This window comes from Mesorhizobium sp. M0659 (assembly GCF_040320605.1).
Taxonomy (GTDB): domain Bacteria; phylum Pseudomonadota; class Alphaproteobacteria; order Rhizobiales; family Rhizobiaceae; genus Mesorhizobium.
The window spans coordinates 193442-210698 of the sequence record NZ_JAMYPY010000004.1 but is presented as its reverse complement, the minus strand read 5'-3'; the positions used below and the strand labels follow the sequence as shown (position 1 = coordinate 210698).

Genomic DNA, 17257 nt, shown 5'->3' with positions numbered 1-17257 from the left:
GGAACCCTGAGAAGCCGGGTTCTTTCACACCCCCCTCTGTCCTGCCGGACATCTCCCCCTCAAGGGGGGAGATCAGCAGTTTCGCTGCCTCGCCAAATCCCCAACGTTGAAGATTGGCGAAACCGGGAGGAACAGCCAATCTCCCCGCTTGAGGGGGAGATGTCCGGCAGGACAGAGGGGGGTGCTTGGCGCAAACCTCAATCATGCCGGCTCGTCCATCAAATGCAAATGCTCGCGGTTGAACGTCAGCACCACCGCTTCGCCTTTCGCCGGCAGCTTTGTCCCGGCCGGTACGATGGCGTGCAGCCTCAACCCGTCGGCGTCGAGCGTCAGCTTGGTCGTAGCGCCGAGATAGTTGGTTCCGACCAGGCGCGCGGCAACCCCTTCGCCTTTCGCAATGCTGCCGATGCGGATGGATTCGGGACGCAGGCTGCCCCAGCGGTGCTGGCCGGAATAGCGCTGGACGAAGTCCGGCGGCAGTACGTTGGAGGAGCCGACGAAATCGGCGACGAAGCGGGTCTTCGGCCGCTGGTAGATGTCTTCCGGCGTGCCGATCTGCATGATCTTGCCGTCATTGAAGACGGCGACGCGGTCGGCCATCGACAGCGCTTCGCCCTGGTCGTGGGTGACGAAGACGAAGGTGATGCCGAGCGCCTTCTGCAGCGACTTCAGCTCTTCCTGCATGTTCTCGCGCAGCTTGAGGTCGAGCGCGCCGAGCGGCTCGTCGAGCAAAAGCACCTTGGGCTGGTTGACCAGCGCACGGGCCAGCGCGACGCGCTGGCGTTGGCCGCCGGAGAGCTGGCCGGGACGGCGGGCGCCATAGCCGGGAAGCCGCACCAGTGACAATGCCTCTTCCGCCGCCTTCTGCTGCTGCGGCTTGGCGATGCCCTTGACCATCAGCCCGTAGGCGACATTGTCCAGCACGTTCAAATGCGGGAACAGCGCGTAGTCCTGGAACACCGTGTTGACGTTGCGGCGATAGGGCGGCACGCCCTCGGCGCGGTCGCCGAAGATCGAGATCGAGCCCGAGGTCGGCTGCTCGAAGCCGGCGATGAGGCGCAGGCAGGTCGTCTTGCCGGACCCCGACGGACCGAGCATGGCGAAGAACTCGCCCGGCACGATATCGAGATCGACCGCATCGACGGCGCGCACGCTGCCGAAATGGCGAGAGACTTTCTGGAAGGAAACGGCCGATGTCATGGGCTGTCCGTCTGTTGCCGGTTTGTGTTCGTCGAAATAGCTCTTGCCGCCACCAATCAGGCCAGCGGGCACGGCACTTCACCTCCCCCTCGATGGGGGAGGTCGCGGCGAAGCCGCGGGTGGGGTGACTAGCACCGGACGTCAGCGTTGCCCCCCCGACGCTGCGCGTCGACCCTCCCCACAAGGGGGAGGGTTAAGGGAGCTCACCGCCCGCCGATGACGCCGATATAGTCGGACACCCAGCGGTAGTAGGGCACGCAGTGGTCGTTCTGGGTGGCGCACTTCGAGACCGGCGTCTTCCAGAACTTGATCTTGTCGAAGTTCTCGTAGCCGTTGGTCTTGCAGCCTTCCTCGCCGAGCAGCTCGTTGCCCTTGCAGGCAGCGGGCACCACGGGGAGCGAGCCGAACCAGGCCGAGACATCGCCTTGCACCTTGGGCGACAGCGAATGCTCAAGCCACATATAGGCGCAGTTGGGATGCGCGGCGTCGGCCTCCATCATGGTGGTGTCGGCCCAGCCGGTGACGCCTTCTTCCGGCACGGTCGAGGCGACCGGCTTCTTGGCGGCAACCAGCGTGTTGACCTGGTAAGGCCACGAACCGGAAGCGACGACGCCTTCGTTCTGGAAGTCGTCGACCTGGATGGCGGCGTCATGCCAGTAGCGGCCGACCAGCGTCCGCTGAACACGCAGCAGCTCGAGCGCTGCCTTGTACTGGTCTTCGTTCAGTTCGTACGGGTCCTTGATGCCGAGTTCCGGCTTGTGGAACATCAAATAGTTGGCGGCGTCGGCGATGTGGATCGGGCCGTCATAGGCCTGGACGCGGCCCTTGTTGGACTTGCCGTCCGGCAGGTTCATTTCCTCGAAGACGACGTTCCAGCTCTTGGGCGCTTCCTTGAAGACATCGGTGTTGTACATCAGGATGTTCGGGCCCCACTGATAGGGAACGCCGTAATGCACCTTGTCGACGGTGAACCAGGGCGCATCCTTCAGACGGTCGTCTACCGCCTTCCAGCTCGGGATGAGATCGGTGTTGATCGGCTGCACGCGCTTGCCGGCAACGAGGCGCAGCGATGCGTCACCCGAAGCGGTGACTAGATCGAACCCACCCTCATTCATCAGCGAGACCATCTCGTCGGAGGTGTTCGCGGTCTTGACGTTGACCTTGCAGCCGCTCTCCTTCTCGAAGGAGGTCACCCAGTCATAGCCCTTGTCGGTTTCGCCGCGCTCGATGTACCCCGGCCAGGCAACGATGCTGACCTCCCCTTCGCCCTTGCCAAGTTCCTTGACCTGGGCGACGGCCTGACCGGAAAAGGTCAGCGCGACCGTCAAGGCGGTGCACGTCTTCAGGAATGAATTCATCGTCAATCTCCCATTTTGGCGCCTGACTGCGAAGCGAGTCGCCGCCGCGGTCAGCCGCAGGCTGAAAAGCGTCAGTTCATTCGATGGCACGTTGCCGCTCTGATGGCGGCTTTCGTCCCTGACATGAAAAGTGCTCGGAAAATTCCGGTTTCGCAAATTCATTTATCAGAAACGCGATATCGGTTTTTCCGATAGATAACCACGCAACCCTATCAACGCTGCTGGCGTACCATACGCTGCGACTGGGCAAGGCCGATGAAGTCGCGCGACGCCTGCGGCAGACCGGAGCCGCGGCGCCAGACCATGCCGACCTGGACGACCGGCAGGGAACCCGAAATGTCGCGCGATTCGATGCGGTCGCCTTCCAGCGACCACGGCCGGTAGACTAGGTCGGGCAGCAACGCCACGCCCGCACCTGTGGCGACGAGGCTGCGAACGGCTTCGACCGAGCGGGTGCGAAAGGCGACATGCGGCCTGGCGCCGATCGCCGCCAGAAGCTTGCCGGTGTTCTCCTCGATCTCGTCGACGGTCAGCATGATCAGCGGCTCGCCGGCAATGTCGCCTATGCCGATAATGTCGGCGCTGGCCAGCTTGTGGCCGAGCGGGACCCACAGCCGGTAGGCCGAGACCTCGAGGATTTCCGACTGCAGCGCGGTGCGGTCGCGCAAATTGGAGGTGACCATGACGGCAATGTCGAGCTTGCCGCCGATCAGCAGATGTTCGAGATAGTCGCCATTGTCCTCGATGGCCGAGACATCGACGCCGGGATAGGCGCGGCGGTAGCGCGCCAGCAGATCGGACAGCACATAGCCGGCGACCAGCGAGGTGACGCCGAGCTGCAGGCGCCCGCCGGCCACCACCTGGTCGTCGGAGAAAGCGCGGCGCGCATCGGAGACGTCGGCCAGGATCTTGGTCGCATGGCGCAGGAACTGGTGGCCTTTGTGAGTAATGTTGAGGCCACGTGGATGGCGCTCGAACAATTCGACGCCGAGATCGCTCTCCAGCTCCTTGATCGCCTCGGTGACCGAGGATTGCGAGATGGAGAGGTTTTGTGCGGCGCCCGACACCGTGCCTTGCTCGGCGACGGCAATGAAGAACTGCAGCTGGCGGATGGTGAAAGCCATGGCCGGACTAAACACCGGCGCGCCGGGGAAGGAAAGCCGAAGGCGGAGCTTATACCCATACGGCTTGAGGCGCCTCCTGGTCAGCCGAACCCGAGGCGCCGCCGGCAGGCAGGACCGTAGCGAAGCGCGAGCATGAACGCCGTCTCCAGCGCCAAAACGATGACGATGATGCGAAAGCCGATGGCATAGGAATCCCGGCCGCTGCCGCGCATAAGGTAGCCGGTGACGAGGAAGCCGGTGTTCCACAAAGTGGCGCCGAGCAGCGTCGCCGCCGCGAAGGGCAAGAGTGGAAGACGGAGCGCGCCGGCCGCGATCGGCAGATAGTTGCGAACCGTCGGGATGAACTGCGCCAGCAAGGAGACCCGGACATGATGGCGGCGATAGGCCTGACCAAGCTTGCTGTAGGTCGCATAGCGCAAGCAGACATATTTGCCGAAACGCTCGACCAGCCTGTCGGCACGATCCAAGCCAATCCGACGACCCACACTATACCAGACAAGGCAGCCTGTGATGGCGGACAGCGTCGTCACCAGGAGCAGGATCGCCAGCGCCGGGAGATCGGGGGCTGCCGTCATGCCGAGGAACAGCAGCAGCACATGCGAGGGCGGCAGCGGCAGGATCTTTTCGGTGAAGGCGAGGCAGCCGACGCCGAGCAGGCCGAAGCCCAGGATCGCCGACAGTGGATCAGTCATGCGAAGCGCCAGTCATAGGTTTTGAGGTTCTTGATCCTGGACACCTTGTACACCGTCATACACCGTCGCCGGCGGAAAGTTGCGGAATGTCCGGCCAAGCCGGGTCCGCTTCCAGGTCGGAGCGCGCAAGCGTCCAGGCCATGAGGAAAGACAAGGCATCGTTTGCAGCATGGTGGCCTCATTGCTGATGCGGGCGATTCGCCCGGCCCGCATTTCGACGAGGCGCTGTTTGCGGCTGCCAAGTTGCGTGGACATTGCGAAGAGCGGATGATTGAAAAACAATTTTTCACCAGAACGACATCTTATGCGGCCGGCGACGCGGCGCGCATGATGCACAACATCGCCTTCGTGGTATCGGGTGGCGGCATGGCCGGGATCGTGGCGCGCCAGTCGCTGGTGTTTGGCTAGGCGGCAGCAATGCTAAGGCGCGCTCCAGCCTCGGCAAGTGCCGAGGCAATGTCGCGCGGCGGCGGCTGGTCGGTGGCGAGTTCGGAAAACCCGTCGAAGCCGCAGACCTGGACCAGCCCCTGGCGGCCGAATTTGGTATGATCGGTAACGACCAGCGAGCGCTGGCCGCGCGACAGCACCATGCGGGCGAACTCCGCCTCTTCCAGATCGTAGTCGGCAAGGCCTGCGGCGGCATCGACGGCGCCTATCGAAATCACCGCGTGGCTGACCGAGAAGCGGCTGACGAAATCGATCGCCGAGGCGCCGAAGGCGGCCCCGGAATCGCTGCGCAATTCGCCCCCGGCCATATAGACCTTGTTGCCGTTGACGGTGGCCAGCGTGCGGGCGATATCGGACGAGTTGGTGACCACCGTCAGCCGCCGGTGGCCGAGCAGTTCGCGGGCCAGGAACGAGGTCGTGGTGCCGGTGTCCAGCATGACCGATTCACCGTCGCGAATGGTGGCAGCGACCATGCGGGCGATCAGCCGCTTGGCCTCGGCGTTGTCGCGCATGCGCCGCTCGAACGGCGCTTCGCCCGCCATCGACGGCAGGCCGATAGCGCCATGCATCTTCAAGACGGATCCGTTGCCGGTCAGTGGCTTGACATCCCGGCGCACCGTTTCAAGCGAAACCCCCAGCCGGTCGGCGAGGCTGGCAATGGTGACGGTGCCCTCTTCCTTGAGGAGGCGGAGGATTTCGCCATGCCGTTTCGAATGGATCATGTGGCTTCCTGATTTGCGGCCTGCCCGGTTTTAGGGCAATGCAGACGTTTTTAAAGGAATTGCTCGTGGTTTCGGGCAAAACACCCAAAAAAAGTCACAACATTTCATTGACAGATAAGCAGCACTAGCGTGACATTGATGGCGTGACAGGGCTTCGGAACTGCCACGGGAGGGTGATGGCAGAGCCGCATTTCACGGACCCGACCGTCTGGCCAGACCGTCTGGGATTGAACTGGCACAAAGTTTTTCAAATCCGCGGGGGCGGAGACCGGGTATCAAAACCTGGCCAGAGGGGCTCGTCGGTGCGGTGCGGGATAGGAGTTCCTGTGTCCCGCACCGACGAGATTTTTGCGCTTCCCCTAACCCTCGTTGCGCGGCGCTTGGCGCCTATCGAAGCTCCGCAAAAGTCAGGGATGGCCCCGTGACTGCTGAAGACCGCATCCGGGCCTTGCCTTGCTGGAATGGCAGCATCGACATTGCGCCGCTGCCGGGCGGCCTCAGCAACGCCAACTATCTGGTCAAGGACGCGGCCGGGCGGCATGTCGTGCGCTTCGGCCAGGACTATCCATTTCACCACGTCTTTCGCGACCGCGAGGTGATGACGGCCCGTGCGGCGCACGCCGCAGGCTTCGCGCCGGCGGTCCGCCATTCCGAACCCGGCATCATGGTCACGGAATTTCTCGGCGCGAAAACCTATGTTGCCGAGGACGTGCGCGCCAATATCGGCCGCGTCGCAGCCCTTATGCGCGGGTTCCATCGCGAGATGCCCAATCACATCTCCGGCGCCGGCTTCATGTTCTGGGTCTTCCATGTCATCCGCGACTATGCGCGAACGCTGAGCGAAGGCGGCAGCCGCAAGCGCGACGAGCTGCCCAGGCTGCTGGCTCTGGCCGACGAGTTGGAGCGGGCCCAGAAACTGCTGCCGATCGTCTTCGGCCACAATGATCTTTTGCCGGCAAATATTCTCGACGATGGCGACAGGTTGTGGCTCATCGATTTCGAATATGCCGGTTTCAACACCGCGATGTTCGATCTTGCCGGCGTTGCCTCCAACGCCGAGATGAGCGACGCGGAGTCCTTCACTTTCCTCACGGCGTATTTCATGCGCGAGCCGGATGAGGCGATCCGCCGCTCGCACGCGGCCATGCAATGCGCCTCGCTGCTGCGCGAGGCGATGTGGAGCATGGTTTCCGAACTTTACCTCGACGCGCCCGGCATCGACTACGTCGCCTACACCGCGGAGAACCTGACGCGGCTTGACGCGGCGCTGGACAATTACCGCACGAAATACGGGACACAGTCATGAGCTTGCCCACACATGCCGGCATCGTCGTCATCGGCGGCGGCATTATCGGCTGTTCGACGGCCTACCACCTGGCGCGCGACCACAAGGCCGATGTCGTGCTGCTGGAACAGGGCAAGCTGACCTCGGGTTCGACCTGGCACGCGGCCGGGCTGGTCGGCCAGCTGCGCTCGTCCGCCTCGATCACCCGCGTGCTCAAATATTCGGTCGAGCTCTACAAGGGGCTGGAAGCCGAAACCGGGCTCGCTACCGGCTGGAAGATGACCGGGTGCCTCAGGCTTGCGACCAATGCCGACCGCTGGACCGAATATAAACGGCTGGCGACGACGGCCAGGAGCTTCGGCATGGACATGCAGTTGCTGTCGCCGGGGGAGGTCAAAAAGATGTGGCCGCTGCTGGAGACCGGCGACCTCGTCGGCGCCTCCTGGCTGCCGACCGATGGGCAGGCCAGCCCCTCCGACATCACGCAGTCGCTGGCCAAGGGCGCGCGCATGCATGGCGCCAAGCTGTTCGAGGACGTCCGCGTTACCGGCTTTGACATGACGGACGGGCACATCACCGCGGTGAAGACCAACAAGGGCGACATTGCTTGCGACAAGGTGGTGAACTGCGCCGGGCAATGGTCACGCCAGGTCGGCGCGATGGCCGGCATTTGCGTGCCGCTGCAACCGGTCAAGCACCAGTACATCATCACCGAGAAGATCGACGGGCTGGCGACCGACGCGCCGACAATCCGCGATCCCGACCGCCGCACCTATTTCAAGGAAGAGGTCGGCGGGCTGGTGATGGGCGGCTATGAGCCGAACCCGCAGGCCTGGACGACCGGCCTGCCGGGCGGCGATGTCCCCGATGACTGGGAGTTCCGCCTGTTCGACGACGACTACGATCATTTCGAACAGCATATGAGCCAGGCGATCGCGCGCGTGCCGGCGCTGGAGACGGTCGGCGTCAAGCAGATGATCAACGGGCCGGAGAGTTTTACGCCGGACGGCAATTTCATCCTCGGTGTCGCGCCCGAATGCGCCAACATGTTCGTCGGCGCCGGCTTCAACGCCTTCGGCATCGCTTCCGGCGGCGGCGCCGGCTGGGTGCTGGCGCAATGGGTTGTCGATGGTGAAGCGCCGCTCGACCTTTGGGTGGTCGACATCAGGCGCTTTTCCAATTTGCACCGCGACCGGCAATGGGTCAGCGATCGCACGCTGGAAGCCTATGGCAAGCATTACACGATCGGCTTTCCGCATGAGGAGTACGTCTCGGGCCGGCCGCGCATCGTCTCGCCGCTCTACGAGCGGCTGAAAGCGCACCGCGCGGTGTTCGGCTCCAAGCTCGGCTGGGAACGGCCGAACTGGTTCGCGCCGCAGGGCGCCACATCCGAAGACATTTATTCCATGGGCCGGCAGAACTGGTTTGGCCCGGTCGGCGAGGAGCATCGCCATGTGCGCGAGAAAGTCGGCATCTTCGACCAGTCGTCCTTCGCCAAATACGAAATGACGGGTTCGGATGCGGCTAAGGCGCTGGACTGGATCTGCGCCAACGATGTCGCCAAGCCGGTGGGACGGCTGACCTACACGCAGCTTCTCAACACGCGCGGCGGCATCGAGGCCGATTTGACGGTGGCCAGGCTCGCCGAAGACAAATTCTACATCGTGACCGGCACCGGCTTCCGCACGCATGATCTCCCCTGGATCGGCGACCATGTCGGCAAGGGTCTCGACGTGACGCTGAAAGATGTCACTGAGGATTTCGGCACGCTGTCACTGATGGGACCGCGGGCCCGCGACGTTCTGGCTGCCGTGACCGATGCCGATGTCTCGAACGCCGCCTTCCCGTTCGGCCATATCCGCGAGATCACGACTGCCGGCCATACGGTTCGGGCGTTGCGCGTCACCTATGTCGGCGAGCTTGGTTGGGAATTGCATGTGCCGATCGCCGCCACCGGCGAGATTTTCGACACGCTGATGGCGGCAGGCAAGCCGCACGGCATCCGGCCGATCGGCTACCGGGCGCTGGAATCACTTCGGCTGGAGAAAGGCTACCGCGCCTGGGGCTCCGACATCACCCCCAACGACACGCCTCAGGAGGCCGGCCTCGGCTGGGCGGTGAAGCTGAGGAAGAACACCGATTTCGTCGGCCGGCGGGCGCTCGAAAAGATCAGCGGCGCCGACCTGAAGAAACGCTTTGCCGGCTTCACGGTCGACGATCCCGATATCGTGCTGGTCGGGCGCGAGACGATTTTGCGCAATGGCGAACCGGTCGGCTATCTCACCAGCGGCGGTTATGGCTACACGCTGGCTAAGAACATCGGCTATGGCTATGTCCGCAACGCCGATGGCGTCAGCGACGATTTTCTCAGCTCAGGGGACTATGAGCTGGTGGTCGCGATGGAACGGACGCCGGCCAACATTCATCTCGAACCGATGTACGATTCTTCGATGAGCAGGATCAAGGCGTAGACGAAACCTGGATTAGCTCACACGGAGTACAAGGCCGCGGCTGGGCACGGTGTCAGCCTCGCCCGGCATCGAAACATAAGGCGCAGTCTCCTCGGCACGAACGACCCTGACCTCAGCCTCGAGCGCAGCGATGCGATCGGCAAAGCCGGCGTTCCACAGCGTGTTCTTGATGGTCAGCACGATGACGCCACCGGGACGGCAGACGCGGATCAGTTCGTCCAGCCCCTCGGCGCCGACATGGCCGGAGGTGAAAACGCCGGCCGAGACGATGCCGGCATAGGCATTGTCGGCAAAGGGCAGTGGCCCGCCGAGCGCCAGGCAATGCAGCGCCGAATAGACGCCCTTTGCCGCCGCTTTAGACAGCATGCCTTGCGAAATATCGAGCGCTTCGACCTGGGGATAGCCGGTGATGGCCAGCCACTCGCCGATCAGCCCGGTGCCGGCGCCGGCGTCGAGAAGCGGTGCGGCGCCGCGCGGCAGATGGCGGGCCAGCAGGGCCAGGCAGATCGTCGGATGGCGGTAGCCGGCGGCCGACATGTCGGCATCGTAGGTTTCCGACCAACTGTCATAGATCGCGGCGACGTCCTCGGGCCGTTGCGCCGAATAGGCGGCGCCAAGCCCGCCATGATCCTTGTTGCCCGCCATGGCTGTTTCTCCGCCAGCTCGCTGCTCACCCTCGATCGGATGATAGCCAAACGGCGAAAACTGTGGAACCGTTGTCGCAAGAAATACACGGCCAAGGGCAACAGGCATGGGGACGGACGAGGCACGCGCAACACTTGCGGCAATTCCGGCATTGGCGGGCTATGACGGACCGCTTGAGCGGCTGGGCGGGATGACCAATCTCGTCTTTCGGGCCGGCGATATCTGCCTGCGTATCCCCGGCAAAGGCACCGAGGAGTATATCAACCGCGCCAATGAAGCGGTGGCGGCGCGTGAGGCGGCCAAAGCGGGCGTCAGCCCCGAAGTGCTGCATGTCGACCCCGCGACAGGCGTGCTGGCGAGCCGCTTCGTTGCCGGCGCCGTGACGATGTCGCCGGAAAAGTTCAAGCTGCGCGCCGGCAGCCCGGCCCGCGCCGGCGAAGCCTTCCGCAAGCTGCACACGTCCGGTGCGGTATTTCCGTTCCGCTTCGAGCTGTTTGCGATGATCGACGACTATCTCAAGGTCTTATCGACCAAGGAAGTCGCCTTGCCGCCGGGCTACCACGACGTGGTGCGCGAATCCGACACCGTGCGTGCGTCCCTTGCCGCGCATAGACTGCCGATTGCCGCCTGCCATTGCGATCCACTGTGCGAGAATCTTCTCGATACGGGCGAGCGGATGTGGATCGTCGACTGGGAATATTCGGGGATGAACGACCCGCTCTGGGACCTCGGCGACCTCTCGGTCGAAGGCCGGTTCGACACCGCGCAGGAGGAAGAGATGATGCGCGCCTATTTCGGCGGCGAGGCAAAACCGGCCGAGCGCGGCCGCGTCGTCACCTACAAGGCGATGTGCGACCTGTTGTGGACGCTCTGGGGCCTTATCCAGCTTGCCAACAACAACCCGGTCGAGGACTTCCGCGCCTATGCCGACGGCCGCTTCGCCCGTTGCAAGGCGCTGATGGAAACGCCTGAGTTTTTACGGCATCTGGCGGCGGTGCGCCAAGGTTAGGTCAATTCACGCCTTTCGGCACGTTCTCCGGCGGCACGACTGTCTCGACCACCTTCTGGCGGTGGAAGATGAACAGGCCGGCGAGCACGACGATGGCCGAGCCGATCAGGATGCGCGGTCCCGGCAGGTCGCCGAAGAAGGCCAGGCCGAAGATCACCGCCCATAGAAGCAGGCTGTAGTGCAGCGGCGCCAGCGTCGAGGCAGGGGCCAGTTTCAGCGCCCTGGTAATCATCAGATGCGCGCTGCAGGAGACGATGCCGAGCAGGAGCATGGCGCCGAAATCGAGTGCCGAGGGCGTCTGCCAGGCGCCTATGGTCATCACGCCGCCGACGAGCAGCGTGCCGATAGTCTGCCAGGTGACCAGCGTTGTGTCGCTGGTGCCGCGCAGGCGGCGGCTGAGGATGATGGCGAAGGCGAAGGCAATGCTGCCGACCAGTGCGAACAGCGAGGACTGCGAGAACGCCGCCGAAGACGGCTTCAAGATGATCAGCACGCCGCAGAAGCCGACCATGATGGCGGCCCAGCGGCGCCAGCCGACCTTTTCGCCGAGCAGGAAATGCGACAGCGCCGCCACATAGATCGGCCCGGCCATGTAGAAGCTCATCACGTCGGCAAGCGGAAGATAGACGACGGCGGCATAGAACAGCGCCGTGTCCGCCGTGGTCGCCAGCACGCGCAGAATCTGGAGGACCGGCCGCTCCATCCGGAACAGTCTGCGGGCGCCCTGGTTGGCGATCATCGGGCCGAGCACGATGAAGGCGCCGATGGATCGGATCAGCACCACCTGGCCGACCGAGAAGCTGGCGACCAGCCATTTGCCCATCGCGTCGTTCAGCGCGAACATGAAGTCGCCGGCCAGCATCAAAAGGATGCCGGCCAAAAGCGCGTTCCTGATGGTAAAGGTGCGGACGAGCGACTGGGCCATGCGGCTCCCTAGCTGCAAGCGGCCGCTTTGACGAGGCAAATCGGTAAGACCAGCGGCGGAAATCGGCTGTTTCTACGCAGTTTTGTGCCGCCGGTTCACCTGTCCGGGACGGCCGGCGATCGACAGCCGTGTCTCCTGCTTCGTGCGCTCGGCCACCACCTTGCCCCTGGCGACGACGCACAGCCGTTCGGCACGTAACCTCAAGGCCTCGATCAGGTTGCCGGCATCGAGGATGACGAAGCTGGCGCGCTTGCCCACGGCAAGGCCGAGATGATCGAGGCCCATGATGGCGGCGTTGACGTTGGTGACCATGTCGAAGCAGCGTGCCATGTCGGCAGGGCTCGACATCTGAGCGACGTGAAGCCCCATGAAGGCGACGTCGAGCATGTCGGCGGTGCCCAGCGAATACCAGGGGTCGAGAACGCAATCCTGGCCCCAACCGACCCGGATGCCGAGCGCCAGCATCTCCTTGACCCGGGTCATCCCGCGGCGTTTGGGAAACGTGTCGTGGCGGCCCTGCAGCATGATGTTGATCAACGGATTGGGGATCGCCGAGACACCGGCCTCGGCGATCAGCGGCAGCAGCTTGGAGACGTAATAATTGTCCATCGAGTGCATCGAGGTGAGGTGCGAGCCGGCCACCTTGCCCTGCAGGCCAAGGCGCTGCGTCTCATAGGCAAGCTGCTCGATGTGGCGCGACAGCGGATCGTCGGTCTCGTCGCAATGCAGGTCGACCATCAGCCCGCGCTTAGCCGCGATTTCGCACAATTCGGTCACCGAGCGCGTGCCGTCGGCCATGGTGCGTTCGAAATGCGGGATGCCGCCGACGATGTCGACGCCCATGTCGAGCGCGCGCAGCGTGTTCTGGCGCGCCGTCGGCGAACGGTAGAAGCCATCCTGCGGGAAAGCGACCAGTTGCAGATCGATATAGGGCGCGACAATCTTCTTGACGTCGAGCAGCGCCTCGACCGCCAGCAGCCGGTCGTCGCAGACATCGACATGGGTACGGATGGCGAGCAGGCCCATCGAGACCGCCCAGTCGCAATAGGCGAGCGCCCGCTCGTGAACCGCGTCATGCGTCAGGAGCGGCTTCAGCTCGCCCCATAGCGAAATGCCCTCCAGCAGCGTACCCGAAGCGTTGATGCGTGGAATGCCGTAGGACAGCGTCGCATCCATATGGAAATGCGGATCGACGAAGGGCGGCGAGATCAGATTGCCACGGGCGTCGATCGACGTGCCGGCGCTGACATGCAGTTCGGGCTCTATGGCGACGATCGTCTCGCCGATGATGCCGAGATCGGCGACGGTGCCGTCGGGCAGCGTTCCGCCGCGCACAACAAGGTCGAAATCCATCTGTCGTCATCTCCCTGAAGCTCGAACGCCGTAATCGTGGCGTAAAAGACACCTTGCCGCAGCCGTTTGCCTTCGCCGAAGCGAAAGGTTCCATCCGGCCACAACTCGCTCTATAAGCCGCCTTTCGCCCTGGTGGCGAATCCGAAATTCGTCAGTCAGGCATGGGATCGGCCATTTGTTTCGCTTCTTCCGTTCGACGGAAAACCAGCGCCTTATCGCAAGGCTTTTGCGGGAATCCTTTCACGCGCATAGATTTGGCTACGCTGCGGCCATTCTGTCGATGCTGGTGGTGGCGGCAACGACAGCAGCCAGCGCCTATATGCTGCGCGAAATCACCAATGAATTCGTGGTTTACAAGCGGATTGGGCAGGTCAATCTGATCGCGGCGGCGACCGGAGCGATTTTCATTCTCAAGGGCTTCGCAAACTTCATCCAGGCCTACTTCATGAGCAGGGTCGGCAATGCCATCATCGCCGACCGGCAGCGCAAGATCTATGACAGCATTCTTGCGCAAGGCATCGAATTCTATCATTCGACCTCTTCGTCCGAACTGATTTCGCGCATGACGAACAATGCCCAGGCCGCGCGCAGCGTGCTCGACCAAATCGTCACGTCCTATGTTCGCGACCTGGTGACGCTGGCTGCGCTGGTGGGTGTGATGGTCTGGCAGCAGCCGGCGCTGTCCCTGATCTGTCTGGTGATCGGGCCGATCGCCATTTACGGCGTCAATCGTATCCTGAAGCGCGTCCGAAAAATTGCCTCGCAAGAATTCCGTTCGCTCGGCCAGATCGTGCAGGTGATGCAGGAAACGGCGATCGGCGTGCGCGTCGTCAAATCCTTCGGCCTCGAAGGCGCCATGCGCAAGCGCATGTACAAGGCCGTGTCGGACGTGGAGAGCCGCGCCAACAACATCGCCACGCTGGAGGCCGCCACCAGCCCGGTGATGGAAACACTTGCGGGGCTGGCCATCGCTGGCGCCGTTTTTGTCAGCGGCTTCCTGGTTCTGGGCGGCGGCGGTCAGATGCCGGGCAACATCATGGCGTTCATCGCGGCGCTGCTGTTGGCCTATGAGCCGGCCAAGCGCCTGGCCCGCGTACGCATCTCGCTTGAAACCGGCATTGTCGGCGTGCGCATGATGTTCCAGCTCGCCGACCGGCCGCTGACGCTGGCCGAAAAGCCGGATGCAAAGCCGCTGCGGGCCGGGCCGGGCGAGATCCATTTCGACAATGTCAGCTTCGCCTACCCCGAAAGCGCGCCGGTGTTCGAGGGACTGGACCTGACGCTTGCCGCAGGCAAGATGACGGCGCTGGTCGGACCCTCGGGCAGCGGCAAGTCGACCATCCTCAACCTGATCATGCGCATGTACGACCCGCAGGTCGGCAGGGTGATGTTCGACGGGCAGGACATTTCTTGTGCCACGCTCACCTCGGTCAGGGAAAAGATCGCCTATGTCAGCCAGGACACGTTCCTGTTTGCCGGCACGATCATGCACAACATCAGGCTCGGGCGCGAGGGCGCCACGGACGAGGAAGTAATGGCCGCCGCAAGGGCCGCCAATGCACATGACTTCATCAGCGCCCAGGCGAAAGGGTACGACACGGATGTCGGCGAGAATGGCGCGCTGCTGTCAGGCGGCCAGCGCCAGCGCATCTCGATCGCGCGCGCCATGCTGCGCAATGCCGAAATCCTGCTGCTCGACGAGGCGACCAGCGCGCTCGACGCCGAATCCGAGGCGCTTTTCCGCGACGCGCTGCAGCAGCTGACGGTCGGGCGCACCACCATCGTCATTGCCCACCGCCTGTCGACCGTGCACCAGGCCGACACGATCGTGGTGCTGGAGGCCGGCAAGGTGGTGGAAAGCGGCGCGCATCGCACGCTGCTCAACCAGGGCGGGCTGTATCAGAAGCTTTACGAATATCAGCTGATGCCGTGAGCTTTACCCTCCCCCTTGTGGGGAGGGTCGCTGCGCAGCAGCGGGGTGGGGGTCGGCGCCGCACCCCTCACTCCGGTACGTGCCGCACCGCGCCCTTGTCGGCGCTGGTGGCGAAGGCGGCGTAAGCGCGCAGCGCGGTCGTCACCTTGCGCTTGCGCTTTTCCTCGGGCTTCCAGGCCATGGCGCCCTTCGCCTCCATGGCCGCGCGGCGCGCGTCGAGTTCAGCGTCGCTGACAGCAAGCCGGATCGTGCGGTTGGGGATGTCGATCTCGATCGTATCGCCTTCCTGCACCAGTCCGATCGTGCCGCCTTCCGCTGCTTCGGGCGAGGCATGGCCGATCGACAGGCCTGATGTGCCGCCGGAGAAGCGGCCGTCGGTGACCAGCGCGCAGGCCTTGCCGAGGCCTTTCGACTTCAGATAGCTCGTGGGGTAGAGCATTTCCTGCATGCCGGGACCGCCGCGCGGTCCTTCATAGCGGATGACGACGACATCGCCGGCCTTGATTTCGTTGGACAGGATCGCCTTCACGGAAGCGTCCTGGCTTTCGAACACGCGGGCCGGGCCGGTGAACTTCAGGATCGACTCGTCAACGCCGGCCGTCTTCACGATGCAGCCGTCGAGCGCCAGATTGCCTTTCAGCACGGCAAGGCCGCCGTCTTTCGAGAACGGCGTCTCGGCTGAGCGGATGACGCCCTTCTCGCGGTCGAGGTCGAGCTCGTCCCAGCGGCGGTCCTGGCTGAAGGCGACCTGTGTCGGCACGCCACCCGGAGCGGCGAGAAAGAAGTCGCGGACGCTCTGGCTCGAGGTGCGGGAGATGTCCCAATGGTCAAGCGCTTCGCCCAGGCTTGCCGTATGCACCGTGGGCAGGTTGCGGTTGAGCAGCCCGGCATTGTCGAGCTGGCCGAGGATCGCCATGATGCCGCCGGCGCGGTGGACGTCTTCCATATGCACGTCGGACTTGGCCGGTGCGACCTTGCACAGCACCGGAACGCGGCGTGACAGCCGGTCGATGTCTTCCATGGTGAAATCGACCTCGCCCTCATGGGCGGCGGCCAGGATATGCAGCACGGTGTTGGTCGAGCCGCCCATGGCGATATCGAGCGTCATGGCGTTCTCGAAGGCGCCTTTGGAGGCGATGCTGCGCGGCAGTGCCGACTCATCATCCTGCTCGTAGTAGCGCTGGGCGAGATCGACGATGAGATGGCCGGCCTCGACGAACAGCCGCTTGCGGTCGGCGTGGGTTGCGAGGGTCGAGCCATTGCCGGGTAGCGACAGGCCGAGCGCCTCGGTCAGGCAATTCATCGAATTGGCGGTGAACATGCCGGAGCACGAGCCGCAGGTCGGGCAGGCCGAGCGTTCGATGACCTTGACGTCCTCGTCGGAGATCTTGTCGTCGGCGGCGGCAACCATGGCGTCGACCAGGTCGAGCGCTTGTGTCTTGCCGGCGAGCACCACCTTGCCGGCTTCCATCGGCCCCCCGGAGACGAAGACGCTTGGGATATTGAGGCGCAAGGAGGCCATCAGCATGCCGGGCGTGATCTTGTCGCAATTGGAGATGCAGACCATGGCATCGGCGCAATGCGCGTTGACCATATATTCGACCGAGTCCGCGATCAGCTCGCGCGACGGCAGCGAATAGAGCATGCCGTCATGGCCCATGGCGATGCCGTCATCGACGGCGATGGTGTTGAATTCCTTGGCGACACCGCCGGCCTTCTCGATCTCGCGCGCCACCAGCTGGCCAAGGTCCTTGAGATGGACATGACCCGGCACGAACTGGGTGAAGGAATTGACCACCGCGATGATCGGCTTGCCGAAATCCGAGTCCTTCATGCCGGTGGCGCGCCACAGGCCGCGGGCGCCGGCCATGTTGCGGCCGTGGGTGGTAGTGCGGGAGCGATAGGCAGGCATGAATGTTCCTTGGCTGGTTGGCTGCGCTCAACGCGGAGCGTGGCGGCGCTTAATTTGGACCGCGGGGTTTATAGACCGGCAAGTATGGTCTGGCCACATTTTTGCAATGCGCCAGAGTCTCGCTGAAATCAGGGTTTCGAAAAAGATTGCCGGCCAGTGTCGGATCGCTAGCCCGGCATCC

Annotated in this window: 14 protein-coding genes; 5 read left to right on the top strand and 9 right to left on the bottom strand. The window is 63.7% G+C overall.

Annotated features, from left to right (window positions below; genetic code table 11):
- Window positions 1-201 precede the first annotated feature (201 nt).
- The 4 genes from NKI31_RS08635 to NKI31_RS08620 all read right to left on the bottom strand — a co-directional run bounded on the left by NKI31_RS08635 (window position 202) and on the right by NKI31_RS08620 (window position 4374).
- The gene (locus NKI31_RS08635; RefSeq protein ID WP_352651399.1) at window positions 202-1200 is read right to left on the bottom strand and encodes an ABC transporter ATP-binding protein; all 999 of its coding nucleotides are present in this window, start codon (window positions 1198-1200) and stop codon (window positions 202-204) included.
- 203 nt (window positions 1201-1403) lie between these two features.
- The gene (locus NKI31_RS08630; RefSeq protein WP_023688802.1) at window positions 1404-2558 is read right to left on the bottom strand and encodes an ABC transporter substrate-binding protein; all 1155 of its coding nucleotides are present in this window, start codon (window positions 2556-2558) and stop codon (window positions 1404-1406) included.
- Window positions 2559-2770: 212 nt separating this feature from the next.
- A complete protein-coding gene (locus tag NKI31_RS08625; RefSeq protein ID WP_023673412.1) occupies window positions 2771-3682 on the bottom strand; it encodes a LysR family transcriptional regulator in 912 nt (303 codons plus the stop codon).
- A gap of 80 nt (window positions 3683-3762) precedes the next feature.
- A complete protein-coding gene (locus NKI31_RS08620) occupies window positions 3763-4374 on the bottom strand; it encodes a DedA family protein (protein ID WP_352651222.1) in 612 nt (203 codons plus the stop codon).
- A 162-nt stretch (window positions 4375-4536) separates the two neighbouring features.
- Between NKI31_RS08620 and NKI31_RS08615 the strand changes: the two genes are divergently transcribed.
- Window positions 4537-4782, top strand: a complete 246-nt coding sequence (locus NKI31_RS08615; RefSeq protein WP_352651220.1) for a hypothetical protein — start codon at window positions 4537-4539, stop codon at window positions 4780-4782.
- On the opposite strand, the gene NKI31_RS08610 is transcribed toward NKI31_RS08615, so the two are convergent.
- Entirely contained in the window at window positions 4779-5543 is a 765-nt protein-coding gene (locus NKI31_RS08610) for a DeoR/GlpR family DNA-binding transcription regulator (protein ID WP_023692636.1), read from the bottom strand. The two genes, NKI31_RS08615 and NKI31_RS08610, sit on opposite strands and share 4 nt — an antisense overlap.
- A gap of 421 nt (window positions 5544-5964) precedes the next feature.
- Here NKI31_RS08610 and NKI31_RS08605 point away from each other — a divergent pair, with 421 nt between their 5' ends.
- Together NKI31_RS08605 and NKI31_RS08600 are read left to right on the top strand one after the other, a co-directional pair.
- Complete coding sequence (locus NKI31_RS08605; RefSeq protein ID WP_023703531.1) at window positions 5965-6849, top strand: phosphotransferase family protein; 885 nt, start codon at window positions 5965-5967, stop codon at window positions 6847-6849.
- A complete protein-coding gene (locus tag NKI31_RS08600) occupies window positions 6846-9299 on the top strand; it encodes a GcvT family protein (protein ID WP_352651217.1) in 2454 nt (817 codons plus the stop codon). Before NKI31_RS08605 ends, NKI31_RS08600 begins: the two co-directional genes overlap by 4 nt.
- 12 nt (window positions 9300-9311) lie before the next feature.
- Here NKI31_RS08600 and NKI31_RS08595 read toward each other — a convergent pair whose 3' ends face one another.
- Complete coding sequence (locus NKI31_RS08595) at window positions 9312-9944, bottom strand: class I SAM-dependent DNA methyltransferase (RefSeq protein ID WP_023703533.1); 633 nt, start codon at window positions 9942-9944, stop codon at window positions 9312-9314.
- A gap of 106 nt (window positions 9945-10050) precedes the next feature.
- Here NKI31_RS08595 and NKI31_RS08590 point away from each other — a divergent pair, with 106 nt between their 5' ends.
- Entirely contained in the window at window positions 10051-10953 is a 903-nt protein-coding gene (locus tag NKI31_RS08590) for a phosphotransferase (protein ID WP_352651215.1), read from the top strand.
- Window position 10954: 1 nt separating this feature from the next.
- Here NKI31_RS08590 and NKI31_RS08585 read toward each other — a convergent pair whose 3' ends face one another.
- Together NKI31_RS08585 and NKI31_RS08580 are read right to left on the bottom strand one after the other, a co-directional pair.
- On the bottom strand, window positions 10955-11878 hold the full coding sequence (locus NKI31_RS08585; protein WP_023692641.1) for a DMT family transporter: 924 nt from the start codon (window positions 11876-11878) through the stop codon (window positions 10955-10957).
- A gap of 72 nt (window positions 11879-11950) precedes the next feature.
- Window positions 11951-13231, bottom strand: a complete 1281-nt coding sequence (locus NKI31_RS08580; RefSeq protein WP_352651212.1) for an amidohydrolase family protein — start codon at window positions 13229-13231, stop codon at window positions 11951-11953.
- A 175-nt stretch (window positions 13232-13406) separates the two neighbouring features.
- Between NKI31_RS08580 and NKI31_RS08575 the strand changes: the two genes are divergently transcribed.
- Window positions 13407-15164 carry an ABC transporter ATP-binding protein gene (locus NKI31_RS08575; protein ID WP_023698913.1) on the top strand — a complete coding sequence of 586 codons (1758 nt, stop codon included), beginning with the start codon at window positions 13407-13409 and terminating at the stop codon, window positions 15162-15164.
- Window positions 15165-15231: 67 nt separating this feature from the next.
- Here the strand turns inward: NKI31_RS08575 and ilvD are convergent, their stop codons facing one another.
- Window positions 15232-17076, bottom strand: a complete 1845-nt coding sequence (ilvD, locus tag NKI31_RS08570) for a dihydroxy-acid dehydratase (RefSeq protein ID WP_023692643.1) — start codon at window positions 17074-17076, stop codon at window positions 15232-15234.
- Window positions 17077-17257: the final 181 nt, after the last annotated feature.